Annotated in this window: 27 protein-coding genes; 15 read left to right on the top strand and 12 right to left on the bottom strand. The window is 58.3% G+C overall.

The annotated features are described in order from the left end of the window. Positions 1–2: 2 nt before the first annotated feature. Genes P3T24_RS10355 through P3T24_RS10345 form a run of 3 tightly spaced genes read left to right on the top strand, consistent with a single transcriptional unit; the run spans position 3 to position 2,488 of the window. Positions 3–1,046 (top strand): 2,5-dihydroxypyridine 5,6-dioxygenase, encoded by a 1,044-nt coding sequence (locus P3T24_RS10355; RefSeq protein WP_429289396.1) that lies wholly within the window; start codon positions 3–5, stop codon positions 1,044–1,046. Between the two features lie 11 nt (positions 1,047–1,057). Then, positions 1,058–1,714: an isochorismatase family protein gene (locus P3T24_RS10350; RefSeq protein ID WP_429289395.1), complete on the top strand. Its 657-nt coding sequence runs from the start codon at positions 1,058–1,060 to the stop codon at positions 1,712–1,714. A 60-nt stretch (positions 1,715–1,774) separates the two neighbouring features. Next, on the top strand, positions 1,775–2,488 hold the full coding sequence (locus P3T24_RS10345; RefSeq protein ID WP_429434365.1) for a chorismate--pyruvate lyase family protein: 714 nt from the start codon (positions 1,775–1,777) through the stop codon (positions 2,486–2,488). A gap of 67 nt (positions 2,489–2,555) precedes the next feature. Here the strand turns inward: P3T24_RS10345 and P3T24_RS10340 are convergent, their stop codons facing one another. From P3T24_RS10340 to P3T24_RS10330, 3 genes are all read right to left on the bottom strand, one after another. Continuing rightward, complete coding sequence (locus tag P3T24_RS10340; RefSeq protein WP_429405685.1) at positions 2,556–3,638, bottom strand: porin; 1,083 nt, start codon at positions 3,636–3,638, stop codon at positions 2,556–2,558. A gap of 153 nt (positions 3,639–3,791) precedes the next feature. After that, positions 3,792–5,150 carry an MFS transporter gene (locus P3T24_RS10335; RefSeq protein ID WP_429434362.1) on the bottom strand — a complete coding sequence of 453 codons (1,359 nt, stop codon included), beginning with the start codon at positions 5,148–5,150 and terminating at the stop codon, positions 3,792–3,794. 406 nt (positions 5,151–5,556) lie between these two features. Then, positions 5,557–6,315, bottom strand: coding sequence for a YoaK family protein (locus P3T24_RS10330; RefSeq protein WP_429434359.1), 759 nt, complete (start codon positions 6,313–6,315; stop codon positions 5,557–5,559). Positions 6,316–6,496: 181 nt separating this feature from the next. Here P3T24_RS10330 and P3T24_RS10325 point away from each other — a divergent pair, with 181 nt between their 5' ends. Continuing rightward, complete coding sequence (locus P3T24_RS10325) at positions 6,497–7,249, top strand: TetR/AcrR family transcriptional regulator (protein WP_429434357.1); 753 nt, start codon at positions 6,497–6,499, stop codon at positions 7,247–7,249. Between the two features lie 9 nt (positions 7,250–7,258). Here the strand turns inward: P3T24_RS10325 and P3T24_RS10320 are convergent, their stop codons facing one another. Continuing rightward, entirely contained in the window at positions 7,259–7,921 is a 663-nt protein-coding gene (locus tag P3T24_RS10320; protein ID WP_429434354.1) for a GntR family transcriptional regulator, read from the bottom strand. A gap of 416 nt (positions 7,922–8,337) precedes the next feature. On the opposite strand from P3T24_RS10320, the gene P3T24_RS10315 reads away from it, so the two are divergent. From P3T24_RS10315 to P3T24_RS10290, 6 genes are all read left to right on the top strand, one after another. Continuing rightward, entirely contained in the window at positions 8,338–8,739 is a 402-nt protein-coding gene (locus P3T24_RS10315; RefSeq protein ID WP_429289198.1) for a non-heme iron oxygenase ferredoxin subunit, read from the top strand. 116 nt (positions 8,740–8,855) lie between these two features. Then, a complete protein-coding gene (locus tag P3T24_RS10310) occupies positions 8,856–10,088 on the top strand; it encodes an aromatic ring-hydroxylating oxygenase subunit alpha (protein WP_429406448.1) in 1,233 nt (410 codons plus the stop codon). Between the two features lie 87 nt (positions 10,089–10,175). Continuing rightward, positions 10,176–10,652, top strand: a complete 477-nt coding sequence (locus tag P3T24_RS10305; protein WP_429434352.1) for an aromatic-ring-hydroxylating dioxygenase subunit beta — start codon at positions 10,176–10,178, stop codon at positions 10,650–10,652. Between the two features lie 12 nt (positions 10,653–10,664). Beyond that, positions 10,665–11,840, top strand: a complete 1,176-nt coding sequence (locus tag P3T24_RS10300; RefSeq protein ID WP_429434349.1) for an FAD-dependent oxidoreductase — start codon at positions 10,665–10,667, stop codon at positions 11,838–11,840. Positions 11,841–11,965: 125 nt separating this feature from the next. Then, positions 11,966–12,778 carry an AraC family transcriptional regulator gene (locus tag P3T24_RS10295; protein WP_429435281.1) on the top strand — a complete coding sequence of 271 codons (813 nt, stop codon included), beginning with the start codon at positions 11,966–11,968 and terminating at the stop codon, positions 12,776–12,778. Positions 12,779–12,996: 218 nt separating this feature from the next. After that, entirely contained in the window at positions 12,997–13,287 is a 291-nt protein-coding gene (locus P3T24_RS10290; RefSeq protein WP_429434347.1) for a hypothetical protein, read from the top strand. A 68-nt stretch (positions 13,288–13,355) separates the two neighbouring features. Here P3T24_RS10290 and P3T24_RS10285 read toward each other — a convergent pair whose 3' ends face one another. From P3T24_RS10285 to P3T24_RS10265, 5 genes are all read right to left on the bottom strand, one after another. Beyond that, entirely contained in the window at positions 13,356–14,312 is a 957-nt protein-coding gene (locus tag P3T24_RS10285) for an alpha/beta fold hydrolase (protein WP_429434345.1), read from the bottom strand. Between the two features lie 129 nt (positions 14,313–14,441). Beyond that, the gene (locus P3T24_RS10280) at positions 14,442–15,206 is read right to left on the bottom strand and encodes a hypothetical protein (protein WP_074266537.1); all 765 of its coding nucleotides are present in this window, start codon (positions 15,204–15,206) and stop codon (positions 14,442–14,444) included. Between the two features lie 230 nt (positions 15,207–15,436). Beyond that, positions 15,437–16,285: an SDR family oxidoreductase gene (locus tag P3T24_RS10275; protein ID WP_429434343.1), complete on the bottom strand. Its 849-nt coding sequence runs from the start codon at positions 16,283–16,285 to the stop codon at positions 15,437–15,439. Between the two features lie 72 nt (positions 16,286–16,357). Continuing rightward, positions 16,358–17,119: an SDR family NAD(P)-dependent oxidoreductase gene (locus P3T24_RS10270; protein WP_429434340.1), complete on the bottom strand. Its 762-nt coding sequence runs from the start codon at positions 17,117–17,119 to the stop codon at positions 16,358–16,360. 36 nt (positions 17,120–17,155) lie between these two features. Then, positions 17,156–17,896 (bottom strand): SDR family oxidoreductase, encoded by a 741-nt coding sequence (locus tag P3T24_RS10265; protein WP_429434338.1) that lies wholly within the window; start codon positions 17,894–17,896, stop codon positions 17,156–17,158. Positions 17,897–18,195: 299 nt separating this feature from the next. Here P3T24_RS10265 and P3T24_RS10260 point away from each other — a divergent pair, with 299 nt between their 5' ends. Continuing rightward, a complete protein-coding gene (locus P3T24_RS10260; RefSeq protein WP_429435278.1) occupies positions 18,196–19,104 on the top strand; it encodes an AraC family transcriptional regulator in 909 nt (302 codons plus the stop codon). 17 nt (positions 19,105–19,121) lie between these two features. Here the strand turns inward: P3T24_RS10260 and P3T24_RS10255 are convergent, their stop codons facing one another. After that, a complete protein-coding gene (locus tag P3T24_RS10255) occupies positions 19,122–20,036 on the bottom strand; it encodes a LysR family transcriptional regulator (protein WP_074266532.1) in 915 nt (304 codons plus the stop codon). 218 nt (positions 20,037–20,254) lie between these two features. On the opposite strand from P3T24_RS10255, the gene P3T24_RS10250 reads away from it, so the two are divergent. Continuing rightward, positions 20,255–21,121 (top strand): NmrA family NAD(P)-binding protein, encoded by an 867-nt coding sequence (locus P3T24_RS10250; RefSeq protein ID WP_429405666.1) that lies wholly within the window; start codon positions 20,255–20,257, stop codon positions 21,119–21,121. Positions 21,122–21,212: 91 nt separating this feature from the next. Continuing rightward, the gene (locus P3T24_RS10245; protein WP_429434335.1) at positions 21,213–22,235 is read left to right on the top strand and encodes an aldo/keto reductase; all 1,023 of its coding nucleotides are present in this window, start codon (positions 21,213–21,215) and stop codon (positions 22,233–22,235) included. 61 nt (positions 22,236–22,296) lie between these two features. On the opposite strand, the gene P3T24_RS10240 is transcribed toward P3T24_RS10245, so the two are convergent. After that, the gene (locus tag P3T24_RS10240) at positions 22,297–22,695 is read right to left on the bottom strand and encodes a hypothetical protein (RefSeq protein ID WP_074266530.1); all 399 of its coding nucleotides are present in this window, start codon (positions 22,693–22,695) and stop codon (positions 22,297–22,299) included. A gap of 140 nt (positions 22,696–22,835) precedes the next feature. Then, positions 22,836–23,432, bottom strand: coding sequence for a uracil-DNA glycosylase family protein (locus P3T24_RS10235; protein ID WP_429434332.1), 597 nt, complete (start codon positions 23,430–23,432; stop codon positions 22,836–22,838). Positions 23,433–23,851: 419 nt separating this feature from the next. On the opposite strand from P3T24_RS10235, the gene P3T24_RS10230 reads away from it, so the two are divergent. Then, positions 23,852–24,613: an SDR family oxidoreductase gene (locus P3T24_RS10230; protein WP_429434329.1), complete on the top strand. Its 762-nt coding sequence runs from the start codon at positions 23,852–23,854 to the stop codon at positions 24,611–24,613. A gap of 205 nt (positions 24,614–24,818) precedes the next feature. Further along, a complete protein-coding gene (locus tag P3T24_RS10225; RefSeq protein WP_074266526.1) occupies positions 24,819–25,190 on the top strand; it encodes a hypothetical protein in 372 nt (123 codons plus the stop codon). The last annotated feature ends 207 nt before the right edge of the window (positions 25,191–25,397 follow it).

Here is a 25,397-nt window from a genome sequence, read left to right as displayed (position 1 = left end):
CCATGCCTATCAGCGACTATCAACTGGTCGAAGCCTGGAAGGAAGTGCTTACGCTGTCCCGCCTCGAACGCGGGCAAACCGTCACCATCTTGACGAGTTCCTCCACGCACCCGCAGACTCTCGCTTGCGCGCTTATCGCAACACAGTCGATGGGTGCAGTCGTCAACCGGCTTGACTTACCACCGGTAAATGGCGAGAAGGCATTTAGCCGCGACTCGCTCGCGTACCTCGGCACGACGCCATTGACAGGCAACCGCGCGGCGATTGCCGCGCTGAAAGAGAGCGACCTCGTGCTTGATCTGATGACGTTGCTTTTCTCGCCCGAGCAACACGACATCCTCAAGTCTGGCACGAAGATCCTCCTTGCGGTTGAGCCGCCCGAAGTGTTGGCGCGGCTGGTACCGACATACGCCGACCGCGAGCGTGTGCTGGCCGCTGCGAAAAAGATAAGCGCCGCGCGCGAGATGCGCGTTACGTCGCCAGCAGGCACATCGCTTGTGTGCCCTATGGGTGAGTTTCCTGCGATCGCCGAATATGGTTTCGTCGACGAGCCGGGTCGCTGGGACCACTGGCCTAGCGGCTTTGCACTGACCTTCCCGAATGACCGAACCGCCAGTGGCACGATCGTGATCGATCGCGGCGACATCCTGCTGCCGCAGAAACGCTACGTCGGCGAGCCGATCGTGCTGACGGTGGAAAAGGGCTATGCGACGAAGATCGAAGGCGGCATCGACGCTGCACTGTTGCGCGATTACATGGAAACCTTCAACGATCCCGAAGGCTACGCGATCTCCCACATTGGCTGGGGACTGCAACGTCGTGCGCGCTGGTCGACGCTGGGTCTGTACGACCGCGAAGCAACCATTGGAATGGACGCGCGCGCCTTCGAGGGTAATTTCCTGTTCTCACTCGGACCTAACAACGAAGGCGGAGGCAGCCGCACCACCACGTGTCACATTGACATTCCACTGCGTAACTGCACCGTGCGAATCGACGATGAAGTGGTCGTCGCCGATGGTCGGGTAGCGGATACGGCCCAACACTGACAAGGACTACGATGACCGATCTTTCAGAACATGCCGAAGCGGGTGTTTACCATAAGCAAGGATTCGGAACGCCATTGCCGGTTCAAGGCAATGTCGGACTCCTGATCGTCGATTTCGTTATTGGATTCGCAGATCCAGATGTGTTCGGCGGCGGAAACATCGGTCCCGCAATCGCTCGCACTGTCGAAGCGCTTGCGCTTGCGCGTCGAAATCGGTGGCCTGTTGCACACAGCCGGATTGTCTATGCCGACGACGGAAGCAGTAACAACGTTTTCTCGGTAAAGGTTCCTGGCATGGCGTCGCTTACCGAAGACAATCCCAATAGCGCCATCGTCGATGAGCTCACGCCTGAAAGCGGTGAGTTGGTTGTGCGGAAAACGGTGCCATCGGCGTTTTTCGGCACGCAACTCGCCCCGTGGCTTACGGAGCGCGCCGTACAGACTTTGCTGGTTGCCGGTGCCGTGACAAGCGGTTGTGTGCGTGCAAGCGTTGTGGACGCGATGTCGTACGGTTTCCGACCGCTGGTCCTTGCCGATTGCGTGGGAGATCGCGCAATTGCACCGCACGAGGCGAATCTCTTCGATATGGCGCAGAAATATGCGGCGGTTATGCCGCTCGACGACGCAATTGGCGCAATTGAAAAAAGCAGCGGCAGGAACGTTCGCTGACACTTAGCCAGGATATGCCATTGCTTATCGGTGGACCTGCGCGCACGGGAAGAGCCCACAATGCGTGCTAGGCGGACTCACCTTGATTCCGCCAGCGGCTGCTGCTGGTGCACGACCGCCAGGCCCAGCCTCGATGCTTTCCAAAAACACTGGCTGACGCTGGGCGGTTCGCTGACTGCGCATCTGCGCACGCTTGGAGTGGTAGATGTGCGTGTCACGCGTGAGGTTGTTGGGCTGCCCTGGTCCGACGAGCGTGACGCACTGCAACTGGCGCCCCGCGAGCGCGCGTGGATACGCGAAGTTGTGCTTGCCGTTGATGGTGTTCCCTGCGTCGCTGCTCACAGCGTGACGCCCCTCGAAGCTAGCCTTGGCGTATGGCAGGCGATGCGGCGGTTACGTGCTCGGCCGCTGGGCGAACTGCTTTACGGGGACGTTAGCGTAAGCCGATCTGCGCTTTCTAGTCGACGCATCAACGCGCGTCATCCACTTTACGGTTTGGGTGCGGCTCAAGTTTCAGGCCGCTTGCCGTATCTGTTCGTTGCCCGACGATCTGTATTCACACGACTGCAGGCGCCACTGATGGTGACGGAATGCATGTTGCCAGCGTTTTGGGAGCGGCTCACTCACCATCGCAAAACCGAAGCGGCTGTTGTCAACGTTTCTTCCGATAAGCGGCCGTGTGATGGATACCATGTCTCGTGTGGCTGCGAATCTGACTTTCATGTCGTGAGGGATCGAACGCGGTACAGAGTGGGTGAGGTATCGCCAGCCTGAGCTCGCTGGTCGATGCCTCACCTGGCCGGCAAGCTCTACGAGCCTGCCGATATCGATCGCAGCACGCTCAGAATCGATGTCGAATGCCAAAATTGATATTGAACTGTTTGTCGGTTGACGACGCGGGCAGTTGACCAATCTGCATCTGTGTTGCACCGCCATCCGCTTTTCCGTAGATAGCCCACATGTATAGATCGGTACGCTTGGAGATGAAATAGTCGGCAACCAGGTTGTATTCCAGATATTTAGGATGCTGATTTAGCGAACCGATACTGCCATTGATCACATCGATCGCCGCTGCGAGGCGCAGGAATGGATTAACCCTGTAGTCAGCCTGCGCCAGATAGATGTTGAACTGGGCATCTGCGCCGTTGATCGAATCGGTGAGGTCGGAATGTGAAACCGCAACGCGGGCAGTCAGCTTACCGAACGTGTACGCAACGCCTCCCGCCGCGATATTCAGGTCTCGCGCAGTAGGCAAGTACTTCCCGTAAACCAGGATGCTTGACGCGCCGGTGCTGTCATACCACACCGCGTATGGGTCACGCACCGACGTGTAAGCCGCGCCGATCTGGAGAGGGCCGGCGGTATATCCGGCGCCGACGCTCGCCACGCTGTCATTGGAGAACTGACCTGGGACTCCGCCAAACGCATACAGCGCGGCCACCGAAAGACCCCGGTAGGTCGGGCTGGTGTACTTGAGCGAGTTGCTGGTGGTCCAGTCGTTAGCAGTGTTATCGATGTCGTAGATAGGAGCCGTTCCCCGGCCATTCGCCATGATCGGACCGACATAATCGACGACCTCGTCGTATTGACGACCAAGACTCAGGTTGCCGTAGGGGCTACCAATTCCCACGTACGACTGGCGGCCGAATTCGCGGCCATCCTGTCCAAGCTTGCCGGTGTTCACATCAAACCCGTTCTCAAGGTGAAAGTACGCCTTGTAGCCGCCGCCGAGATCTTCGGTACCGGCGAGGCCCCATTGCGAACCTAACCATGTCCCGCTACGTAAGCGATACGAGGAGCCGGTGCCGGCGTTGTTAATATACGCGACCGCCTCATCGATCTGACCGAACAGCGTGACTGAGCTTTGTGCATTCGCATAGCTTGTGACAGCACATAAGCTGAAAACAATCAATGATTTTTTCATCGTGACTCCTAATTATTGTTAAAAGACCTGACTTGGTTAATGGGGGTTCGTGCTTTCTGTGCCGGCGCGCTGCCCGTCCCCGGCTTAACGGGCGTTCACCGCCTCACCGTACCGCAGCAGGCGTATTACGTAGCCTGCGCACGGTCCGGTGACTTATCTGATGTTTCGCACCACCGCCGAGGGCTCGAGCGCCCGGCCACCGCTGTAACGCAACCCCATGACCCCGACGAAAATCGCGGCGCCGACGGCCGGTGCTGCCGCAACACGGAAGATCGCATCGGGTGCCCAATTCGCTGCGTACAGGACGCCGGCCAGGTAAGTTCCGCCGGCGCCTCCGAGACGGCCAACCCCGTACGCCCATGCAACTCCCGCCGCCCGTAGCCCGGCTGGATAGAAAATCGATCCGAGAGCGACGACACCTTTCTGGCCACCGCTGATGCAGAACCCGCCACAGAACACCGCGAACACGAGTATCCAGTGCGTCGCACCGAGCGCGACCGAAATTGCCAGCATGGATATTCCGCCGAACAGATAGAGGGCCGACAGGATCATGTATGGGCCTATACGGTCCATCAACGGTCCCATAAGGAGACCGGCCACCATGCCGCCAATCGTGCTCACAGCGGTCGCCCAGACGACAAATGCGGAGGGATAGGACAGCGAATGCAGTACCGTCGGCAACCAGCTCTGAAGGAAATAGAATTCCGCAAGGTTGATAACGAACACGCCCCACAGCAGAAAGGTCCCTAGGCGAAGATTCCTGGAGAACAGACCTTTTACACGTGTATCGCTGGTTGCGTCTTCATTCGAAGTCAGTACGGCGTCTTTCGGCAAGATGAACCCGGGAAAGAACCGCTGGGCAGCACGCAACAGATCGACGGGTGAGCGGCGGCGCGCAAGATAAGAGGCGGACTCAGGCAGGAAGGGAATGAGCAGCAGTGTCAGCACAATAGGCCCGAGACCACCGACCCATAAAGGACCGGCCCAGCCAAAGCTTGGGATCATGGCGCCGCAACAGAAGCCCGCTACAGTGAAGCCGAGAGAGTAGCCGACATAGATCAGCAGAACAAAAGTTGCGCGGGTCCGTTTCGGACTGAATTCGGATGTAAGACCGATCGCGCAGGGTGCGGCCGCTCCGAGGGCGATTCCGGTAAGGAGTCTGATTGCGATGAGTTGCGGTGCGTTAGTTACCAGGACGGTGAGCAGTGTGAGAACTCCGAACGCGGCCGTGGACAAAACAGTCATCTTCTTTGGCCCGAACCGGTTTGAAAGCGGCGAGATGCCGAAATTGCCAATCAGCAGCCCCACGAAAGCCGCTGAAAAAATGGTGCCGAGGATAGATTTAGGAAGATGCCATTCGCTGGCTAGAACAGGGACGATGTAGCTAATAGTCTGCGTGTTGAAGCCATCGAACAACATCAGCAGCGCGCACAGGGCGAGCGCGACGCGCTGGGTGCGACCGATACGATGTTCATCGATCACGTCGTGAATGTTTACTTTCCGTGTTTCCAAGACTCTCTCCACTGCGATGTTGGGTCTGCCGTTCGAACTGCCCACAGGTCGGACAGGCCTTATGCGAGAGCGCCAGCCGCGCAGCGAGCCACACGGCTGACACCCGGCAGCTAAAGCCACATCGACGGAAAGTATGTCTTTACCGCCCGCGAAAGCTTTCAACGCTGTCGCTTTGATATTATATAGCCATAAAATTATATATAGCTGGGGTAAACCCTCGTATGCTGGAGCTCAGTTTCGTTGCGGAGAGCGGCTTTTGGCGCAGCGCCTTGAGGTTGGCGTGCTGTGGTCAATCAGCCCGCGACGCCAGCAAGGACATGGTGTTCGGCGGGGTGAAAGACTCCGGATACTGTTTGGAGAGAGCGCTTGAACCGATCGGCGCGACAGCGAAAACGCAGCAGCTCTCCTACACGATCGTATTGCCAGTGTGCGCGGTTGATCCCTTGAGCTTCCAGATCAGCAACCCAAGCGCCAGGCACGGCACGAACAGAGCCAGGAAGTCGAAGTATTGTGTCGCCCACGCCATGACCGCAACCCCGCTCCAAAAGTGAGCGTGCACTAGCGAAAAGTGCTTAGCGGCCTGACGGGCCTTCGCCTTTTCGTCGGAGCTCAAAATCATATTCACGGAATGCGTAAGCAGCGAAATGTAGTTGCCTGTCATGACCATCGTTGACGTGGGGAAGCCCGAGGTCGACGGCACGACGGTGTTCTGAAGATACACAGCAAATGAGCCCAGACATACCAGCCCGAACACAATAATGTTGGGCTCTCGTAGCATCCCTTTGTGATGCAACTCGCTGGCAATGCACGCGTACGCAAGGATTATGACAAGCTCCAGGATGAGGCAATAAAACGTGCAACTGGTCTGAGCCTTCCCTTTTCGCCTGGCTGCTAAATGATGACCCAACACCATCATTAAAAATCCAGCTACCGTCGACAGGTGCAATATGGCGTCGTGAATATTTGTGTGATGAATTATTCCAATAATGCCGATCATGGTGTTGACAGTCATCACGCCCAGCAGGACATGAAAGAGCAGCAGGTAACTTACACAGTCCATGCATCCACCCACGAAGCAGAGCGTGAAAACGGTCAATGCCCCTTCGTCCGGAAGCCATTTCCTGGGATGTCTCTGCATGATGCAAACCGGTTGCTTATCTGTCATTCGTACCTGGACCAAGGACGTTCAGTCAATATTATACGATTGAATAATTACGTCTGCTCAGGGTATACGTATGCGATAAATGCGCGGGATGTGAACTCGTTGTCCAGGGTAATGGTCGGCTGGGTTGCACTATGGTGGTGCTACGAGAGGCGTTCTTTACTGTGCGGCCGTATAATTCCATTTGCGCGGCTCAACAGAGGCGCGGGCAATCGTTTCCGCAAAGTGGATTTTCAAAACTACAGCCATGAATAAATCAGAACACCCTCAGGGTGCTTTGCGGCGTCGCGGGGCACTGGGCCGGCCCGCAGGGGCTACTGAGAACCAGAAAGAAAGCATCCTGGACGCCGCGGAGGTCGATTTTTCTCACCGCGGATATGCGGGTACGACGCTACGCGAGGTTGCGGTGTCGTGTGGTGTGACCCAGGCGCTGATCACCTATTATTTCGGCACCAAGCAGCAGCTGTTTGAAGAGGTATTTCTGCGTCGCGCGACGAAGATATCGGCTGACCGGGTGCAGCTACTCGAACAGATAGAGGCACACGGCGACAATGCCAAGCTCGAGCAAATCGTCCGTGCCTTTCTGAAGCCAATCGTTGACTTGCGCGCAACGGTTTCGGGAAGGGCCTTCATCAGGCTGCAGGCGCGGCTCCACACCGAACCGCCGGAAGTGTCGTACAAGCTGCGTAGTCTGGCGTATAGCGAATCGACAAAGGCTTACGTGGACGCGCTGCGCAAGGTGTTGCCGGGATTGCCCGAAAAAGATCTGTACTGGCGTGTGACGCTAATGATCGGCGCCTATCTTTACGCATTCTCAGACAGTCACCGGCTAGAAGTGCTTGCCAAGGATATTTGCAATCCCGGAGATCCGGTCGAGGTGCTTGAGCAATTGACGAGCTTCGTGGTGGGCGGCCTGCAGGCGGCAGCTGCGAAATAAGCTTGTCCCTCAGGCAGACTCGCCTGCAGCCTCGGGTTGAACCAGTCCGGCGTTGGTCAGAGTCGCGGCACCCACGCCCAGTAGATGCGCGCGCGAAAGCGCAAAAGCGCGTCCCGCGTCTCCATCGAGAATGGCCTGAATGATTGCCTGATGCTCTTCGCCCGTTCCGGCCTCACGGCTGAATGGGCGGTGGCGGTTGATTGTGTGCCGGATGCGGTGCACGTGCCACATCAGATGCTCGTGAGTCTGTCGCATGACGGGGTTGTCAGCCCCTTCGACGATCGCGTAATGGAAGTCGTCATTGAGCTCGAAGTACCGGCGATGATTGCCTTTTTCCAAAGCAATCTGCATGAGTTCGGTCGTCTTGCTGAGCTTTTTTAGCACCTCGGGGGGCTGCCTGCGTGCGACGGATTCGGCGGCGGCGCCCTCGATCAATGCCAGCACCTCGAATGCACCAGTGATGTCCGAGGCATCGGGTGCCGTCACCACGGCACCGACGTGCGGTATCAGCTCGACTAGCCTTTCTGCTTCCAGAATCCGGAACGCGTCGCGTAGCGGCGTGCGCGATACGCCAAATTCCTCACAAAGCAGGGGTTCCGGCAGGCGCTCGCCGGCTTGCCAGCGGCCTTCCACGATATCGAGCCGAAGCTGTTCCAGAATGGCAACATGCATCGACTCGCGGCGCGCAAGCGCGCGCCCGATTCGAGCTTTTACTGGCATTTCTCTCAACCCATCCTAGTCATGTCCGGATCATTGATGTTCTGGATAAGCTCCGGCGCAGACCGAAATTATACGGGCTCGCTCGCACACGCGACAGCCGAGCGGATCATTGCGCTTTCCTCCACAGGATGCAGTACCAGTCAGAACGCTCAGCCTGCTCGTCAGCCGGCAATCCGGTCCTTTTGCCCTCGCGGCACCCATCCGCCCAGATTGTAGCCGCATATTTATACTTTGGTATAAATATGCGGAAATCGAACGGTGTTCCTCTGGATCTCGCCCAAAAATGCCCTTAGAACCCCTGCAAATAGGGATTCAACTGAGCCGGAGTGCCAAAATAACTTGCGATCCAAAAAAATGCGATATACGATATGTCGAAAGAGCAGCACGGACACAAGCCGTTGTCGTCACGTCTGTTCGCCGCACTGCGGCTTTCCTTGGGAGGGGTGAACGTGTCCTGGCTGAATGTTGTGAAACTGTCCGAGCTATCGCCGGACTATCCGGCGGCCTGCAGTGTGGGGCGGCATCGAATCGCGGTGTATCTCGTCGGTGACGCCGTGTATGCAACGTCGAATATCTGTACTCATCAGTTTGCTCTGCTAAGTGATGGGTATCAGGAGAACGGCGAAATCGAGTGTCCGTTGCATCAGGGGCGCTTTGACATCCGGTCGGGTAAGGCGCTTTGTTCGCCGCTGACTGTCGATCTGGCGACCTATGAGGTAGACGTCCGGGGCGACGAGGTCTGGGTGGACCTTCCGGACGCCGGAAATTAAGCATCGGCTCAGGCGCTCATCAGCGAGTGCGGGGCAGCAACAGGGTGAACGCGGATGTCGCGAAAGGCGGCCCGCGCTCAATGTAACTTCAGGAGGCGAGGATGGGCGACGTAGTTTTGCAGGATCAACGTATCCAATGGCCGGAAGCAGGCGTGAGCCGGGTTCCGTTCGAGATCTATACGGACGATGCGCTTTACGAAAATGAACAGGATGCCTTGTTCAAGGGGCCGATATGGAACTTTGTTGGCGTCGACGTGGAAGTGCCTGCCGTCGGCGACTTCAAGACAAATTTCGTCGGCGACACGCCCGTCGTGGTCGTGAAGAGCTCCGCCGACAGCTATAGCGCCTTCGTCAACCGTTGCGCGCATCGGGGTTCAACGCTGTGCTATGAGAAAACCGGTAATCGCGATGCTTTTACATGTGTCTACCATAACTGGTCGTACGATCTTGAGGGAAACCTGAAGACCGTTGCGTTCCATAAGGGTGTGCGCGGCAAGGGCGGCTTGCCCGAAGATTTCCGTACCTGCGATCACAATCTTCAGAAACTGCGTGTCCAAACGCTCTGCGGCCTCCTGTTCGTATCTTTCGACGAAACTGCGCCAGATCTCGAAGAGTTTCTTGGGCCAAAGATGTGCGCCCATATCCGGCGTATTTTTGCCAAGAAGATCAGGATTCTCGGTACGTTTTCGCAATACATGCACAACAACTGGAAGTTGTACATGGAAAACGTAAAGGACTCCTATCACGCAAGCCTGCTTCATACGTTCTTCACCACTTTCAAGCTGAACCGGCTTTCAATGCAGGGCGGCCTGATTCTTGAGGGCGATGGTGGCCACCACATCAGCTACTCGAAAATGGCGACCGACTCCGGTAGCGGTACAGACTACGAGAGCGGCGGCATTCGCGCGCAAAACGACGAATTTGCGCTGCACGATGGTCGGATTCTCAAAAGCTGGCCTGAATTCGAAGACGGCATCACGCACGCCATTCAAGGCATTTTTCCCAACCTGATCGTCCAGCAAATCCAGAACTCGCTTGCATTGCGTCTGCTCATTCCGCGTGGTGTGAACGGCTGCGAGCTCGTATGGATCATGTTCGGCTACGAATCGGATACTCAGGAAGAGACCGATATCCGCGTAGCCCTGAGTAACCTGGTGGGGCCAGCGGGCCTCGTTTCGATGGAAGACGGTGTGATCGGAAGCTTCGTCCAGCGTGCGATCGTCGGCAACCAAGGCCGTGAGACAGTGCTCGAAATGGGCGGGCGAACTGTTGAAAGCCAGGAATCACGCGTCAGTGAAGCGTCAGTCCGCGGATTCTGGCAGACGTATCGCAAGTACATGCAACTGTGACCTGTTCACGCAAATAGTTCTACAGTTCGCGCGGCGCCGCCGCGGTGCGCCGCGCACATAGGATCTACTTATTCAAGGAAGGCAATCGTGTCGGGATCCACCGAACTTTTTCATCGCGTAAGGCCGCTGTACGACGCCTACGCTGACTGCATCGACGAAGAACGCTATCAGGAGTGGCCTGACTTTTTCGAAGATGTCTGCTTTTATCAGATCACGACGCGAGAAGCGCGTCGCAAGTCGTTGCCTATCGGCATTATTCAGTGCAACAGCAAGGGCATGCTGATTGACCGGATCAACTCGATGAAAAAGGCAAATATCTTCGAGCCACAACGGTATCGACATTTGCTCGGTGCGTTGCACGTGGAGACCACCGAAGGTGGGACGATCCGTACGCGCATGGGGTTTGCCATCGTGCGGATTATGGAGAGCGGAGACAGCATGTTGTTCCTTTCCGGCGTATGGCATGACGAAATCGTCGAGACTACGGAAGGTCTGCGCTTTCGCGAGAAGATCGCCGTACTCGATTCGAGCTGCGTGGACACACTCATTGTCGTACCCGTCTGAAATGGTGACACCATGAGCCGCGGCACCGAATACCCTATCGTTATCGTTGGCACCGGCTTCGCGGGTTATACAGTGGCCCGCGAACTACGACGTCGCGACCGGAACGTAGGTTTGTTGATGTTGAGCTGCGATGACGGCAACCAATATTCAAAGCCGATGTTGTCCAATGCTTTTGCCCAGAAGATGAGCCCGGCGCAATTGGCGGGCACGCCCAGGGAGCAGATGGCGAAACGGCTCAATGCCGAGATCGAGCCGAACCTGAGCGTCGAGTGGATCGATCCGGTCGCGCACAGTCTGTATCTGTCCGAGGGTGGGCAGATCGGGTACGGCAAGCTCGTGCTGGCAGTCGGGGCGCAGGCACGGGTTCCTCAGTTCGGTGGAAATGCCGTTAGCCGGGTGCTATCTGTCAACAGTCTTTCGGAGTACGAGACGTTGCTTGCCGCGCTTGACGGCGCGTCAAAGGTAGCGATAATCGGCGCAGGACTGGTGGGATGTGAACTCGCAAACGATTTGCTCGCTGGAGGCTATAGCGTCGATCTGCTCGACGTGTCGATGCGTATGCTAGACCGATTCTTGCCACCCGAAGCGGCCGACACGGTGACGCAAGCATTGGTCGCCGAGGGCGTACAGTGGCATCCCGGTGCGATCATCGAGTCCATCGATACCGCGGAGTCTGATGGACGCCAGCTTGTGATAACGGGCGACAACGGCCTTCGTATCGTGTGCGATGTAGTGATTGCCGCAATCGGACTCATTCCGCAGACCGTCCGCGCCGAGCCGCCATTACAGATCAACCGGGGCATCGTTGTCGATCGCTATTTGCAAACATCCGCACCGGACATCTACGCAATCGGAGATTGCGCAGAAATGGAGGGCAGCGTGTTGCCGTTCCTCGAGCCAGTTCAGCATGGGGCGCGAGCATTGGCCGCAACGCTGACAGGAGTGGCCACTCCGGTGCACTATCCCCCGATGCCTATCGACGTCAAGACTCCAGCGCACCCAGTACGCGTCGTCTTGCCTCCGGTCGGTACCCGTGGTGGGTGGCAGATGCAGAATAGCGATAGCAAGGGCGTGTACGCGATATTTGTCGAAGAGGGTGGAGCAATGGCTGGATACGCACTGTCTGGTGATCAGGTCAGTCGGGAAAGCGAGCTAACATCGGTATTTGAGGCGCGGATGTCTGCCTGATCGGTTGCAATAGCGAGCCTCGTCTTCGTGTTCACTGCATGTCGCGGCCCATGCGACATGCGGGAACTGGCGCTTGAATGTTTGCCAGCAGCAAACGTATCGCGAGTAAAGATCGCAGTCGAAAAATGACGTCCAATTCCTTCATCTCTGAGCTTAATCCCGACAGGAGCGATCGGCCCGCATTAGCGTTTCGGCTTCAGGTTAAGGAATACGAAGCTGAGATCCCGGTGCATCAGCACCGCAAGTGTCAACTGGTGCTTGCGCTGCATGGCGCGGTAACGTGCCAGGTGGACAAGGCATTGTGGATGGTGCCCCCGCATTGTGGCGTATGGATTCCCGGAGGATTACCCCACAGCAATCGCACAACGGCAAACGCAAAACTGTACTATCTGTTCGTCGAGCCCGACCTCGTTGATTTGCCGAAGCAGTGTTGTACGCTCGCGATCTCGCCGGTGGTGAGAGAGATGATCCTGCATCTGGCCAGCATTGATCAAGAGTACGAACCAGATAGCCATACTGATCGTCTTGCACGTGTGCTGCTGGATGAGTTGGCACGAATGCCAATGGAAAGGCTTTGCCTGCCGGTCAGCGACCATCCAAAAATAACTGAGATTGAGAACGCGTTGCGTGCCAACCCAGGTGACCGCCGCACAATCGAGCAATGGGCCAGGCGCGTGGCGATGAGCGAGCGATCATTGGCCCGCTTGATCGTTGCCGAGACGGGGCTGACTTTCGGTCGTTGGCGGCAGTTGTTCCATTTGCTCTTCGCCATCAGAGAACTGGCGGGCGGGGCATCGGTACAGCGGGTATCCGGTGATCTCGGCTATGAGTCCGTGACTGCATTCATCACCATGTTCAAAAAAGCTCTTGGGCAACCCCCTGCACGGTACTTTGCATCGCTCTCGCGAATGAGGGAAACCAGCTCGCCGTCTGAGTGACGCTCGGAACTTGACCCGTGCGCATAGACAAACGAATCGCAGACGCCGTGAATCGGGCAGAAACGAGGGACATATGTAGCACCGTCGCAACGAATTACGTCGCGATCCACGGCCGTTTCATCCATCAACGGTCCCTCATTCTCTCCTCACTTTCATCGACCAGAATGCATGTCAACCGATGCAGTCAATGCGCTGCGCCGGAGGTCAAGGAGAAAGACATGAAAGGGATTCGCCAGGCGGTAGTCGCCGCCGTGTTAAGCGTCGGCCTCGTGAGTGTTGCCGAGGCTCATGTATTCGTCGATTTGAGCGTCGGAGTGCCGGCGGTGCCAATGATGCCGATGGTGGCCGCGGTGCCCGTCGCGCCCGTGGCGGTCTATGCACCGCCGCCTGCGCCCATCTATTACGCGCCCCCGCCGCCCGTGTATGCGCCGCCCGTGGTCGTCGGTTATTACGGCCGCCCGGGCGGATGGTATGGGCACTACGGATATGGATACGGCTACTGGCACTAACGAGCGGACGCGCGGCGCAACGTCCTCTATCCCCGTTCGCCGCTTTTCGCGTCCTCAATTGCAGCACATCAGTGACGCGCAAATGAATCGATCGCATGCGCCAGTGCGACCGGGTATTGATACATCATCGCGTGTCCTGCGTGCTCAACCAGCAGAAGATGGGCATGCGGCAATAAGTGCGTGAGCGCCAAGGCGTTCTCTTTGGCGACGACAGCATCGTCAGTGCCCGACAGCACCAACGTATCGATACGCACCGAGCGCAACGCATCAGCGGCTGCATCGTCCGTTTCCCACTCTTTCAGTGAGGCGGATTGGCCGTCCGTAACCGCGTTGGAAATGGCGGATGACTGGTAGCCGGACGGCTTGAACATATCCTTGGCGAAGCACCGTTCGGCGTCTTGTACGCTTGGTGCCGGGAACAGAACGGCCATGATGTCGTTGAACGTGACGCCAGGGCTGCCCGCCAGTTTCGCCATGACATCCGCAGGCACCGGCGAGCCGGCGCGGCCCGGCGCCAACGCACTCATCAGCACCATTTTGCCGATCGCCTGGGGCTTGTCGATCGCGAGTTGCTGCACGATCGAGCCGCCCATCGACCATCCGACGACCGTCGCATGCTTTAGCGCCAACGAGTCGATCAATGCGGCAGTATCGCTCGCCATGTCGTCGATGGTGAAGTTCGACGCGTCCGGCATCGAACGTCCGATGCCACGATTGTCGAAGACGATGACGTCATGGTGTTTCGCGAGTTCGGCGAGAAACGCTGCGTCCCATTCGGACACCGTCGCGCGATAGCCGGTGACGAGCAGAAGCGGACTGCCATGACCAAACCGGTAGTAGGCGAGCGGACCGCGTGGTGTGTTCGCGATCTGTTCGCGATGACCTGCATAGATCGATGACGTAGCAGACGGCGCCACGCACGCCGCTTCATGCGGATAGCTCACGGTTCGCGCGTGAGCGGCGGTTGACAGCGTGACACACGCCAATGTAATCGCGAGTGCCGTGGATCTTAGCGGCTTGTTCATATGGACGCTCCTTGACTCGATGATGATCGACGCAACACGTCAAGTGTATTGATCGACTATTAGCGTCGAATGAGGAGGGGAGTCGTCAGCCTGGGCCCCGATGTCTTTAGAGGGAGCATGTCATGCGCCCTAGGAGTTGCCGATGAACTTGAGTGCATCCATCATCGGCGTCTTCGATACATTGACCATGCCCTGGAAGGGTGTGTCGAGATCGAGGACAACGAACACGGCAGTTGTAGTCGATAGGGCGCAAAGAAGAAACACGACGCACATGCTCCAGTTTCTTGGGGCGCTGAAACCAAATATGCCGAATATGACCACCAGCCAGCCGACGAGGACCGCAATCAAAGGAGTTGGAATCAGGCCCTTTCTGTGTTCGAACGCGAGCCATCGGCCGGCGAATATGTCGTCCCAAAGTTCCATCGCGTGGTCACGGAATCTCTCCTGTGAGGGTCCGGCAGCCTGCAAAGCGAAAATGCGTCCCTGGATGTCGTAAGTACTCTGGAGGATTTCTCGCGTCTCTGCCTCTGCGGGCGTTCCCGTTTTGTTGGAAAACAGAAAGGAGATCCATCGGCCATAGTCGTTTTTTATTTGAAGGCGCAGGCCGTCGGCCGATGGACCGAACTGGGACAGGGTTCGGTCTAGCCGGATCATCGTGACAGCATTGTGTTGGAGCGCGGTATTGACCAGGTCAAGCGAGGACTTCCCGGACGAAATCAGCAGACTCAGCACCAATGCCGACAGCGTCGCTACGAGACCAACGGCAATACGCATCGCGGCAAGCGAGGATTCCTCAAAGTGGTGATCTGCCAGTCTTGAGCGTACATACGACCCTAGCGCTGCGCTCGAAAGAACGAGCACAAACACGAAGGCAGAAAAGACGTAGTGATCCATGTGGAAAATGGCCTCGTTCGATCACGCGGGTCAGCTAACTCTTGCCGAGCCACCTTGGCACCCATGCTGCAGAATATGTGGCCGGCAGCGTAATCCACCGGCGCGCGTCGTTACTATGACGATAGTGCCGGATTGGAGCAAACGGTAGGGATTTTTGCTCGTCATTTACGTGAACGTTGGATTTCTCCGGTAAAGCAGCGCCCATCGCTGGGCGCTGCCCGCTTTTGACGTTACTCGGCAAAGTCCGTTGCTTCCGATGAGCCTTTCCATGCATCAAGGTCGCGTTGAACCGCTGCGGCTTTTTGTGCCGCCAGTTCGTTGGCGATCTTGCCGGCGAACAGGTGCACCGGCGGTTCGGCGACGTTCACGGCCTGCATGATCAACATGGCCAGCTTGTCCGGATCGCCGGCCTGATGACCGTGCAGCGTGCCGAGGTGCAGATCGAGCGACGCCTTTGCTTCGGTGTATTCATCAATCTGGCGTTTGGCCACTGCCAGCGCGCCACTCGACAAAAACTCCGTGCGCACCGGCCCCGGGTACACCACCGTTGCCTTGATGCCAAACTCGGCCACCTCGACCGCGAGCGACTCGGTCAAGCCCGCAAGCGCGAACTTGCTCGCCACATAACTGCCCCAGCCGGCGTAGCCGCCCTGGTAACCGACGATCGAGGCGATGTTGATGATATGCCCGCCACGCTGCTTGCGCAGATGCGGGAGCGCGTGCCGCAGTACCGTCAGCGGCGCGAACAGGTTGACTTCGAAATTTTGACGAAGCTCTTCTTCGGAGAGGGCTTCGACGGTTCCCTGCTGGGCATAGCCGGCGTTATTGACGATCACATCAATCTTGCCAAACGTGTCGATGGTTTGCTCAATGGCCGAGCGTACGCTCTGGTCGCTGGTCAGATCCACTTGCAGCGGAAGAAATTGTGCCGAGGCGGGGCCGATGGCTTCCGTCAGCGACGCCACGGTTCGCGAGGTCGTCGCGACGTGATCGCCACGAGCGAGGAGTTGCCGCACGAGTCGTTGGCCGACGCCTTTCGATGCGCCAGTGACGAACCAGATTTTTGCAGAATTGCTCATGATAATTTCCTTGATAAATTAGTAGTACGGAATTAACCAAATGCTACGGTTTAAAGGAATCTGGTCCGAGTCTTACTTGAGCGCTACGCTCATACCGCCGTCCGCCATCACGACCGCGCCGACGATATAGCTGGCCTTCTCGGACGCCAGAAAGGCGATCACTTCAGCAATTTCCCGCGGGTCGGCCGCCCGTTTGATGGGCGAGTTTTTGCCGTGCTCGGCAAGGAAGGCCGGACCATCCTTGTGGATGTGATTCGTGATGTTCGTGACCGCGTCGCCGGATCCCACGGCATTGACACGAATGCCGTGATCGATCGCTTCGAGCGACATGGCGCGCGTCAACTGGGCGAGCGCACCTTTCGAAGCCGCGTAGGCGGCGATCAGCGGAAACGCCTGATAGCATGCATACGACCCAACGTTGACGATGGCCCCGGTCTTCGCCGGCATCATCGCGCGCATAGCTTCGCGCGAGAACAGGAACGCACCGGTGGAGTTGACCGCCTGGATGCCATTCCAGTCGTCTAGCGTCATCTCGACAACCGGCTTGTTAATGATGATCGCGGCGTTGTTGACGAGAATGTCTAGCTTGCCAAAGCGTTCCATTGCGGTGGACACGGCACGCACCGCGCTTTCCTCATGCGCGACATCGGCGATAAGCGGGACAATCCCCGGACGGCCCAACGCTTCGACGTTGGTGCCGCGTCCGACGGCGATCACGCTGGCGCCTTGCGAGTGCAGCAGTTCGGTGGTGGCGAGTCCAATGCCGCTAGCCGCTCCGGTGACGATAGCGACTTTGCCGGCGAACGGCTGGTTGGTGGATGCGGACGAAGTCATGATGAATATCTCCTTCGAGTTGAGGGATGAGAATGGTTAGAAAGGGCTCGCTGTCGGACGCACGACGATTTCGCTGACATCGACGTCAGCCGGCTGCTCGATCGCATAGGCGATCGAGCGTGCAATCGCGTCCGACGTCAGCGCAACGCGGCGGAAGTCGCGCATCGCTGCGCGCGCGGTGTCGTCGGAGATCGAATCGGCCAGCTCCGACTCCACGACGCCCGGGCAGATCACGCTCACGCGAACCTTGTCGGTTTCTTGCCGCAGGCCGTCCGAGATGGCGCGCACGGCGAACTTGGTGGCGCAATACACGGCGGCCGTCGGCGAGACGGACAGGCCGCCTATCGAGGACATATTGATGACCTGGCCGAACCCCTGGCGCTCCATGACCGGCAGGACGGCAGCGATGCCGTGCAGCACGCCGCGGATGTTCACGTCTATCATGCGATTCCATTCGTCCACTTTTGTCGCGCTCAGGGGTGACAAAGGCATCACGCCGGCGTTGTTGACGATCACGTCGATGCGGCCGAAGGCGTCCAATGCGAACTGGGCGAACGCGTTGACGTCGGCGGTAGACGTGACGTCAAGTGCCCGGTAACGAACCGAGCCGCCGCTCGTCTGGATTTCTTCGGCCAGCGCCGCGAGTCGTTCCGTGCGGCGCGCGCCGATCACGAGCTGGTGTCCCTGGGCGGCGAGCAGGCGGGCCGCTGCTTCGCCGATACCGCTGCTTGCTCCGGTGATGAGGATGACTTTAGGTTGACTGGTTTGCGTTGCCACGTTGCGTTCTCCGTTTCGGCAATCTGTGCCGGTTGGTCCAAGGGAGAGGCAGCGAAGTCTGCGCATGAAGCGGCAAGGCAATCGCGGCGCGGTCTCCCGGGCGCTTCGGCTGCACCGTGCAACCGATGACTCATCTTATGAGCCGGGTGCCTGCGCGCGAATACACGCGACAATTGCGGCATTGCCTATTCCTATTGAAGTGGATGCAGCCGGTCGATCGCATCCAGTAGAATTCCTCCACCTGATCCGGTGAGAGAGGAGTTCTCGTGACCGTTGCCGACAACGCTGCTTCCGCAAGAATGGTGAGTCTGCTTGAGCGACTGGCGCCGAATGAGGGGTACACCCAGTCCGCGCTGGAGGGCGTGCGGTTCATGCGCTCGAACCGGCCGCTGGGGCGCACCCCCGTGCTGTACGAGCCCAGCATCGTGATCGTGTGTCAGGGGCGCAAGCTGGGTTTCCTGGGCGAAGAGGTGTACGTATACGATGCCCAGCACTATCTGATTCTGTCCGTGCCCCTGCCGTTCTCGACTGAAACCGAAGCGAGCGAGGCCGAGCCGATGCTGGCCGTGACGTTGCGTCTCGATCTGATCGAACTGACCGATCTGATTCTGGTGATCGACCGTTCCGGACGTCATCAGCAAGGCACACCGCTCGGGATCGTATCGACGCCGCTTCAAGGAGACCTGGCCGAAGCGACCTTGCGTCTGCTGCAAGCCCTGAGTTCACCGCTGGACGCCGAGGTACTGGGGCCTGCAATCGTGCGGGAAATCTGCTACCGGGTATTGATCGGGGAACGTGGCGCAGCGATGAGGGCCGCGCTCGCGCATCAGGGCCGCTTCGGCCGGGTGGCGAAAGCGCTGCGGCGAATTCACACCGACTATGCGCAGTCATTGGATGTCAGTAGTCTCGCGGAAGAGGCGGGGATGAGCGTTCCCGCGTTTCACGTCAACTTCAGAACTGTTACGTTGACCTCGCCGATTCAATACATCAAGTCGACGCGTCTGCATCAGGCGCGTTTGCTGATGATTCGCGACGGCTTGACGGCGGCCTCCGCGTCGGCGCGTGTCGGTTACGAAAGTCCATCGCAGTTCAGTCGCGAGTTCAAGCGCTTTTTCGGGCGCTCGCCGGTCGATGAAGCTCGGGATATGCGGGCATCGTTCGCGCTATCCCCAGCTGCAAAGATCGACGATTTCGCCGCATCTCATTGACCCATGAAGTCGATTTGCTAAGTTGTACTCGTCAAGGCGACGATAAAGTCAAGAAATACCCTTGTCTTGGCCGGCGTGTGGTGCCGCGATGGATGGTATGCATAGAGCGGGAAGCGCTCATCCGGCCAGTCTGGGAACAGGTTGACGAGCCGTCCCTCGCGGATCAGGGGCTCGGCTCCGAGCAGCAACACCTGCGCGACGCCAGAGCCTGCCAGACACGCGTTGAGGAGCGCGCTTGGATCATTCACCGTGAGCCGTCCATTCGTTTCGACAACAAGCTTTTTACGCTTGCGATGAAACTCCCACGGATACGGCTTTCCGGTTTCCGGGTTCCGGAATTCGAGGCACCTGTGCACACCGCGCCCCAGCTCTTGAGGCTCTGTTGGCCGACCCCGGCGAGCGAGGTATGAGGGTGCTGCGACTGTAACAACTGCAGTGTCCAGAAGCTTTCGCGCAACCAGACTGGATGAACGGGGTTTGCCAAATCGCAAGGCGAGATCGAAGCCGTCCACGATAAGGTCACCAAGCTGATCTCTCGCAATGAACTCGAGTTCAAGTTCAGGATGCGCATCCATGAATTCGTCGAGCTTCGGGCTCAGAGCGATTCGCAAAAAGGCCGGATCAAGGTTGATTCGCAGCTTTCCACGTACTGTCGCGACGCCTCCTGCAGCGGCTGTGGCCGCTTCTTCCATTCCTCTTAGGTGCGGCATGACCTGCTCATAGAACCGTCGGCCCTCTTCAGTGAGGGAAACGGCGCGGGTCGTCCGATTGAAGAGCCGTATTTTCAACCGCTTTTCGAGCCGGGCGATTGCCCGGCTAACCCCGGGCGGTGACATGCCCATCAATTCGGACGCAGCTGCGAACGTCTTCGCATCGACGACGGCAGCAAATACGCTGATACCGCTGGAGAGATTTTCGCTGGGCGATCTCATTGGGCTGACCCTGCACAGTGCGTCAAAAACTGCACTATGACTCATTAGTGACTATCCGTCATTTCACAAGTGTCATTCATGTCATTCAGTTTCTTATCGAATTTGCCCACAATGCACCCCAACAGTACGTTTCAACCTCACTTCATTCCAATTTCCAGGGAGCACGAGATGACCGTTCAACTTCCCTGCCGCGACTATCTATGCAAGGAGAAACTGCAATGTATGCAATCACAGGTATAACAGGAAAGGTCGGCGGTGCGGTGGCGCGCACGTTGCTCGCAGCGGGCCAACCGGTACGCGCGGTTGTACGCGATGCCGCCCGGGCACGGTCGTGGGCCGAGCAAGGGTGTGAGGTGGTGACAGCCAGCATGGACGACGCGGCTTCCCTCACCGCCGCGTTCGAGGGCACGCAAGGGGTCTTCATTCTGCCGCCATCCGACTTCGATCCGTTGCCTGGCTTTCCCGAGGCACGTGCTGTCATTGACGCCGTGCGCGGTGCGCTTGAGTCCGCGGCACCCGGCAAGGTGGTCTGCCTGTCGACGATCGGCGCGCAGGCCACCGAGACCAATCTGCTCACGCAACGTACGCTGATGGAGCAAGCGCTTCGTGAGTTATCGATGCCCGTGACATTCCTGCGGCCAGGCTGGTTTATGGAAAACGCCGCATGGGACGTTGCGCCGGCCCGTGACGAAGGGATGATCGCCAGCTTTCTGCAACCGCTCGACAAGGCTGTGCCGATGGTCGCAACCGCGGACGTCGGTCGAGTTGCCGCACAACTGCTTCAACAAACCTGGCGCGGCGTGCGTGTCGTCGAGCTTGAGGGGCCACAACGTGTGAGTCCTAACGATCTGGCCGAGGCATTTGCAAAGGTCCTCGGTCGTCCGGTTCGTGCGGAAGTGGTGCTGCGCGAAACGTGGGAGGCGCTGTTCCGCTCTCAGGGGATGAAGGAACCGTTGCCGCGTATGCGCATGCTCGACGGGTTCAATGAAGGCTGGATCGCCTTCGAAGGCGAGGAAGCGGGCATCGTCAAGGGCGAAGTGGAACTGGAAACCGTCGTGCGAAGCCTTGTCTCCCAGGCGGGTTAGAGCAGGCGCACCCGGTGACGCGAGCAGGATGCCGCGTCACCGGGTGTTTTCCGCCATCGTTCATCAAGAGATTCATATCAAGAGGTTCGCTATGGAATACAGCACACTCGGCAGTTCAGGGCTGCGCATTTCCCGTCTTTGTCTTGGCGCCATGACCTTTGGTGCCGGTACCGGAATCTGGGGCGAAATTGCCGGTCTCGACCGTGCGCAGGCCACTCAGCTTGTTGCAATGGCCGTCGAGCGCGGTATCAACCTGATCGATACCGCTGACGCCTATTCGCAAGGACAGTCAGAAACGGTCGTCGGACAGGTGTTGGCCGACCTCGGGCTCGACGAATCGCGCATGCTGGTCGCGACCAAAGTTCGGCTACGCACAGGAGCCGGTCACAACGACGTTGGGCTCGGCCGCTCGCACATCATGCGGTCGGTGGAAACGAGTCTTCGGCGCATTGGCCGCGATCATATCGACCTGTTTCAGTTGCACGACCGCGATGAACTTGTTCCGCTCGAAGAAACGCTTCGCGCGCTGGATGATCTTGTCACGCAGGGAAAGGTGAGGCACATCGGCGTGTGCAACTTCAGCGCGGGCGATCTGGAGCGTGCACAGGGAATTACCGCCCGCACGCACCGGGCCCGCATCGTCAGCAATCAGGTTCACTATGCGCTGACGAGCCGCGACGTCGAACATGAGATCGCGCCCGTGGCAAAGGCGAATGATGTCGCGCTGCTAGTGTGGAGTCCGCTCGCGGGCGGATACCTGAGCGGTAAGTACACGCAGGGAAGCAGCGGCGAAACGGGGCGTCGAACCAGGCTGAATTTTCCGCCGGTCGATCCTGCAAAGGCGGATCCTGTCGTGGGTGTATTGCGCGACATCGCCACGGAGTTGAACGCGTCGCCGGCTCAGGTGGCGTTGGCCTGGATTCTGCAGCGCCGCGAAATCTGTTCCGTCATCGTAGGCGCGCGCACGCACGATCAACTGAGCGCTAACCTCGACGCTCAGCAGATCGCCTTGAACGCAGAGCAGACCGAACGCCTGAATCAGGTTTCGCAGCCGCAGCTGCCATATCCTTACTGGATGCAGCAGTTCCACGACAAGGATCGAGTTGTAGGCTGAGTCAGTTCGTTCCGCTCTCGTTCAGTTTGCGTGATTCAGAGCGCTTGGGGCAAGGGCTCGATTAGTAGGCCCACCAGCCCGGGCCCCACATGCTCCAATTCCACGCTGCATTCTCATTCATCTCGGCGCTCATGCGCTCCTGGTCAAGGAAATGTTGCTGAAGTTGCTCCCGCTTGTAGTTGTCCCAGGCGTTTTCGTCGCCGATATACAGGCAGCCACATGAATAAGGGTCTGCATAGAGAAAGACGGCTTTTCCGTCCTTTACCTTCTGCACCACACGGTTCGGTGGCAACGTGTTCAGTTGCAAACGCTGCTGGTCTGTTGTCACCGGAACAATATGAAAGCCCGCTGCTGCAAGCAGGTCGTCTTTCTCGTTGGCCCGTTCTACCGGTGTGGCGCATCCGGAAATCAGTGCGCTCGCGATGAGCGCGAGAAAAAAGGCTGTCCATCTGAGCTTCATGATCGTCCCGTGCGTTAGGCTTTAAATGTTGTGGTACCTGGTACCTGGTACCGTGCACAGATTGACCATCAAAACTTAGCTGAAAATTACGGCAGTGTCCCGCGCTCTGACTCGTGGCGCCAGTGACCTGCCGCATACCGCTACGCAGAAGCAGACAACGCCTGCGCAACACGCTCACGCAACGTCGGCAACACCTCGGCTTCGAACCACGGATTGCGCTTGAACCACGCAATGTTGCGCGGCGACGGATGGGGCAACGGAATGATTTTCGGGCTGAAGTCTCTCCATCGCAGGAGCGTATCGGTCAGTGTCTCCCCGCATGCTTCGCCGAGTCCAAAGCGCTGTGCATATTGACCAATCAGCAAGGTGAGCTGGACCGAGTGCATCTGTGCCAACAGATCGTGATGCCAATGTGCGGCGCACTCGGGCCGTGGCGGCAAGTCGCCACTTGCGCCACGCCCTGGGAAGCAGAAGCCCATCGGCACAAGCGCAACTTTCGTGTCGTCGTAAAAGGTCGCATCGTCGAGGCCGAGCCACGTGCGCAAGCGGGTACCGCTTGCATCGCTCCACGGAACGCCTGACGCGTGCACTCGCGCTCCCGGCGCCTGGCCGATGATCAGAACCCGCGCGCTTTCGGATGCCGCGACTATCGGGCGGGGGGCGTGCGGTAGCACGGGCGCGCAGATCGTGCAGGCGCGGATTTCGTGCAACAGCACATTCAGAGGGATTCGCTTCATAGGAACCGTTCGCAGTGTTTGCGGCAGTAGCGATGGAGAACAACTGGCCGCTGATCGAAAGGGCGAGGAATCGAAGGGTTGCGATGATTTGGCAGCCCATCATGGACGGCTTGCTGTCGATACGTGTAGCAGTTTATCGCAGGCTAGCAAATGAGAGGGGCCGGCTCTCGGCAGATCGTAATGTTAAGCCACATATCGTCATTCCTCACGCGGAGGGCAACGTGCTCGTCATCGAAAGAGTTTTTCTAACCCGGGCCCGTATTTAATCTGCTTTGTCTTTGCATCGCACGATCGTTATTCTTGTCTGTCTGCGTTGGGGCGAATCGGCGAAGGCAGTCAGTGAGCAGCCAATGAGCCGCCAGCATTCAGCCGGTCCCAGCGCTCAATTGTTATCCCACCAACACACGAAGGTTCGCTAAATGAATACCGTCCCGCAGGCGCCGCTAATTCTGATAACGGGTGGTGGTCGTGGCGTAGGCGCAGCGACTGCGCGTCTTGCTGCCGCACGTGGCTACGATGTGGCGATCAGTTTCGTCTCCGACGAAGCTGCCGCCCTTGCGGTGGCGGCCGATGTAGAAGCTGCGGGGCGTCGAGCTTTACCTGTGCGCGCAGATAGCGCGGACCCTGAGCAGGTCGCTCAGCTATTCGCCGCGATCGACCGTAAGTTCGGGCGGATCGATGTGCTGGTGAACAACGCCGCGATCATTGCGCGGCAGTCCCGGCTGGAGGATCTTGAGTTCGAGCGGATGCAGCGGATCTTTGCTGTCAACTCGATCGGTCCTATCCTCTGTGCACAGCAAGCGGTGAAGCGGATGTCCTTTCGTCACAACGGACGAGGCGGCGCCGTGATCAACATCTCATCGGCCTCGGCGCGGCTTGGCAGTCCAAACGAATATGTCGACTACGCCGCGTCGAAGGGTGCCCTTGAGACATTCACTACCGGCTTTGCAAAAGAAGTTGCGCGGGATGGGATACGCGTCAACTGCATTCGCCCAGGGCACATCTACACTGACATGCATGCCAGCGGTGGAGAGCCGGGACGGGTGGATCGCGTCAAGGATTCGATCCCTATGGGAAGAGGCGGCCAGCCTGAAGAGGTTGCGCGGGCGATCCTATGGCTAGCCAGTGCCGAGGCTTCCTTCATTACCGGCACGTTCCTCGACGTCACTGGCGGCAAGTGAGCAACTGATGGAGCCGGCGTTCATCGTCGCCGTGTCGTGTCGTTCGCGCGCGGCCGGCACGTATGCCGATCTGTTCGACTTGGGCTGTATACGTCCTTTACCAAGGCACTCACACTCTTTACAAGGGATTTAGGTCAGGACCGATATCATCGCTCCGCTTGACGCTACTGGACCTCAGTCAGGCGTTATTGTCAGGAGTGAGAGCATGTTTGAAATCGGAAAAGAATATTCCCGGGAAGATATTCACAGGGTGACGGGCGGATGCAAGCAGGCATTTTTGCCCGTGAAGGGTGGCAAGGTAGTCGCCGCGCGATTGCGCCAGGATCTGAATCCCTACGCCCCAGACGTCATTGTTTGCGACAGCAGCGCGGCTTCACGTGCGGCCGGTCGAACGCTTGCGCGACAGACCGAACCCGTACCTGTCTTTGTGCGAACCGCGTCCGACCGCTTTCGTTATATGGGCGAATACGTCACTGAGGAATCGCTTACCGCGCCCCTTGACTACGAAAAGTACGTCAAGAACAGCGGTTTTACGCTGGGTCAGATTTCTCGTGTGCTCAAGATGAAGCGCCGTTGACGCAAAGCGCCGCCGGGCCCAGAAGGAGCCGAATTTATTCGGCTCCCATATTCAGGCGCCGGTGACACGGCTTTCAACGCCTCAAACCGAGTAGAGGGACGGCAGGTCACCGTGGAGTTGCCCCTGTAAATCAGGACACGCAGACACCGTTAAGTTGATGATGCAGCGGTTCGCCGGAACTCCCGGGGGGAACGGTACTTCAGTGCC

The sequence above is a fragment of the Paraburkholderia sp. GAS33 genome (genome assembly GCF_050436645.1).
GTDB classification, from domain to species: Bacteria; Pseudomonadota; Gammaproteobacteria; order Burkholderiales; family Burkholderiaceae; genus Paraburkholderia; species Paraburkholderia phenazinium_B.
Note: the sequence above shows the minus strand (reverse complement) of the source record. Positions and strands in the feature narration are given on the sequence as shown.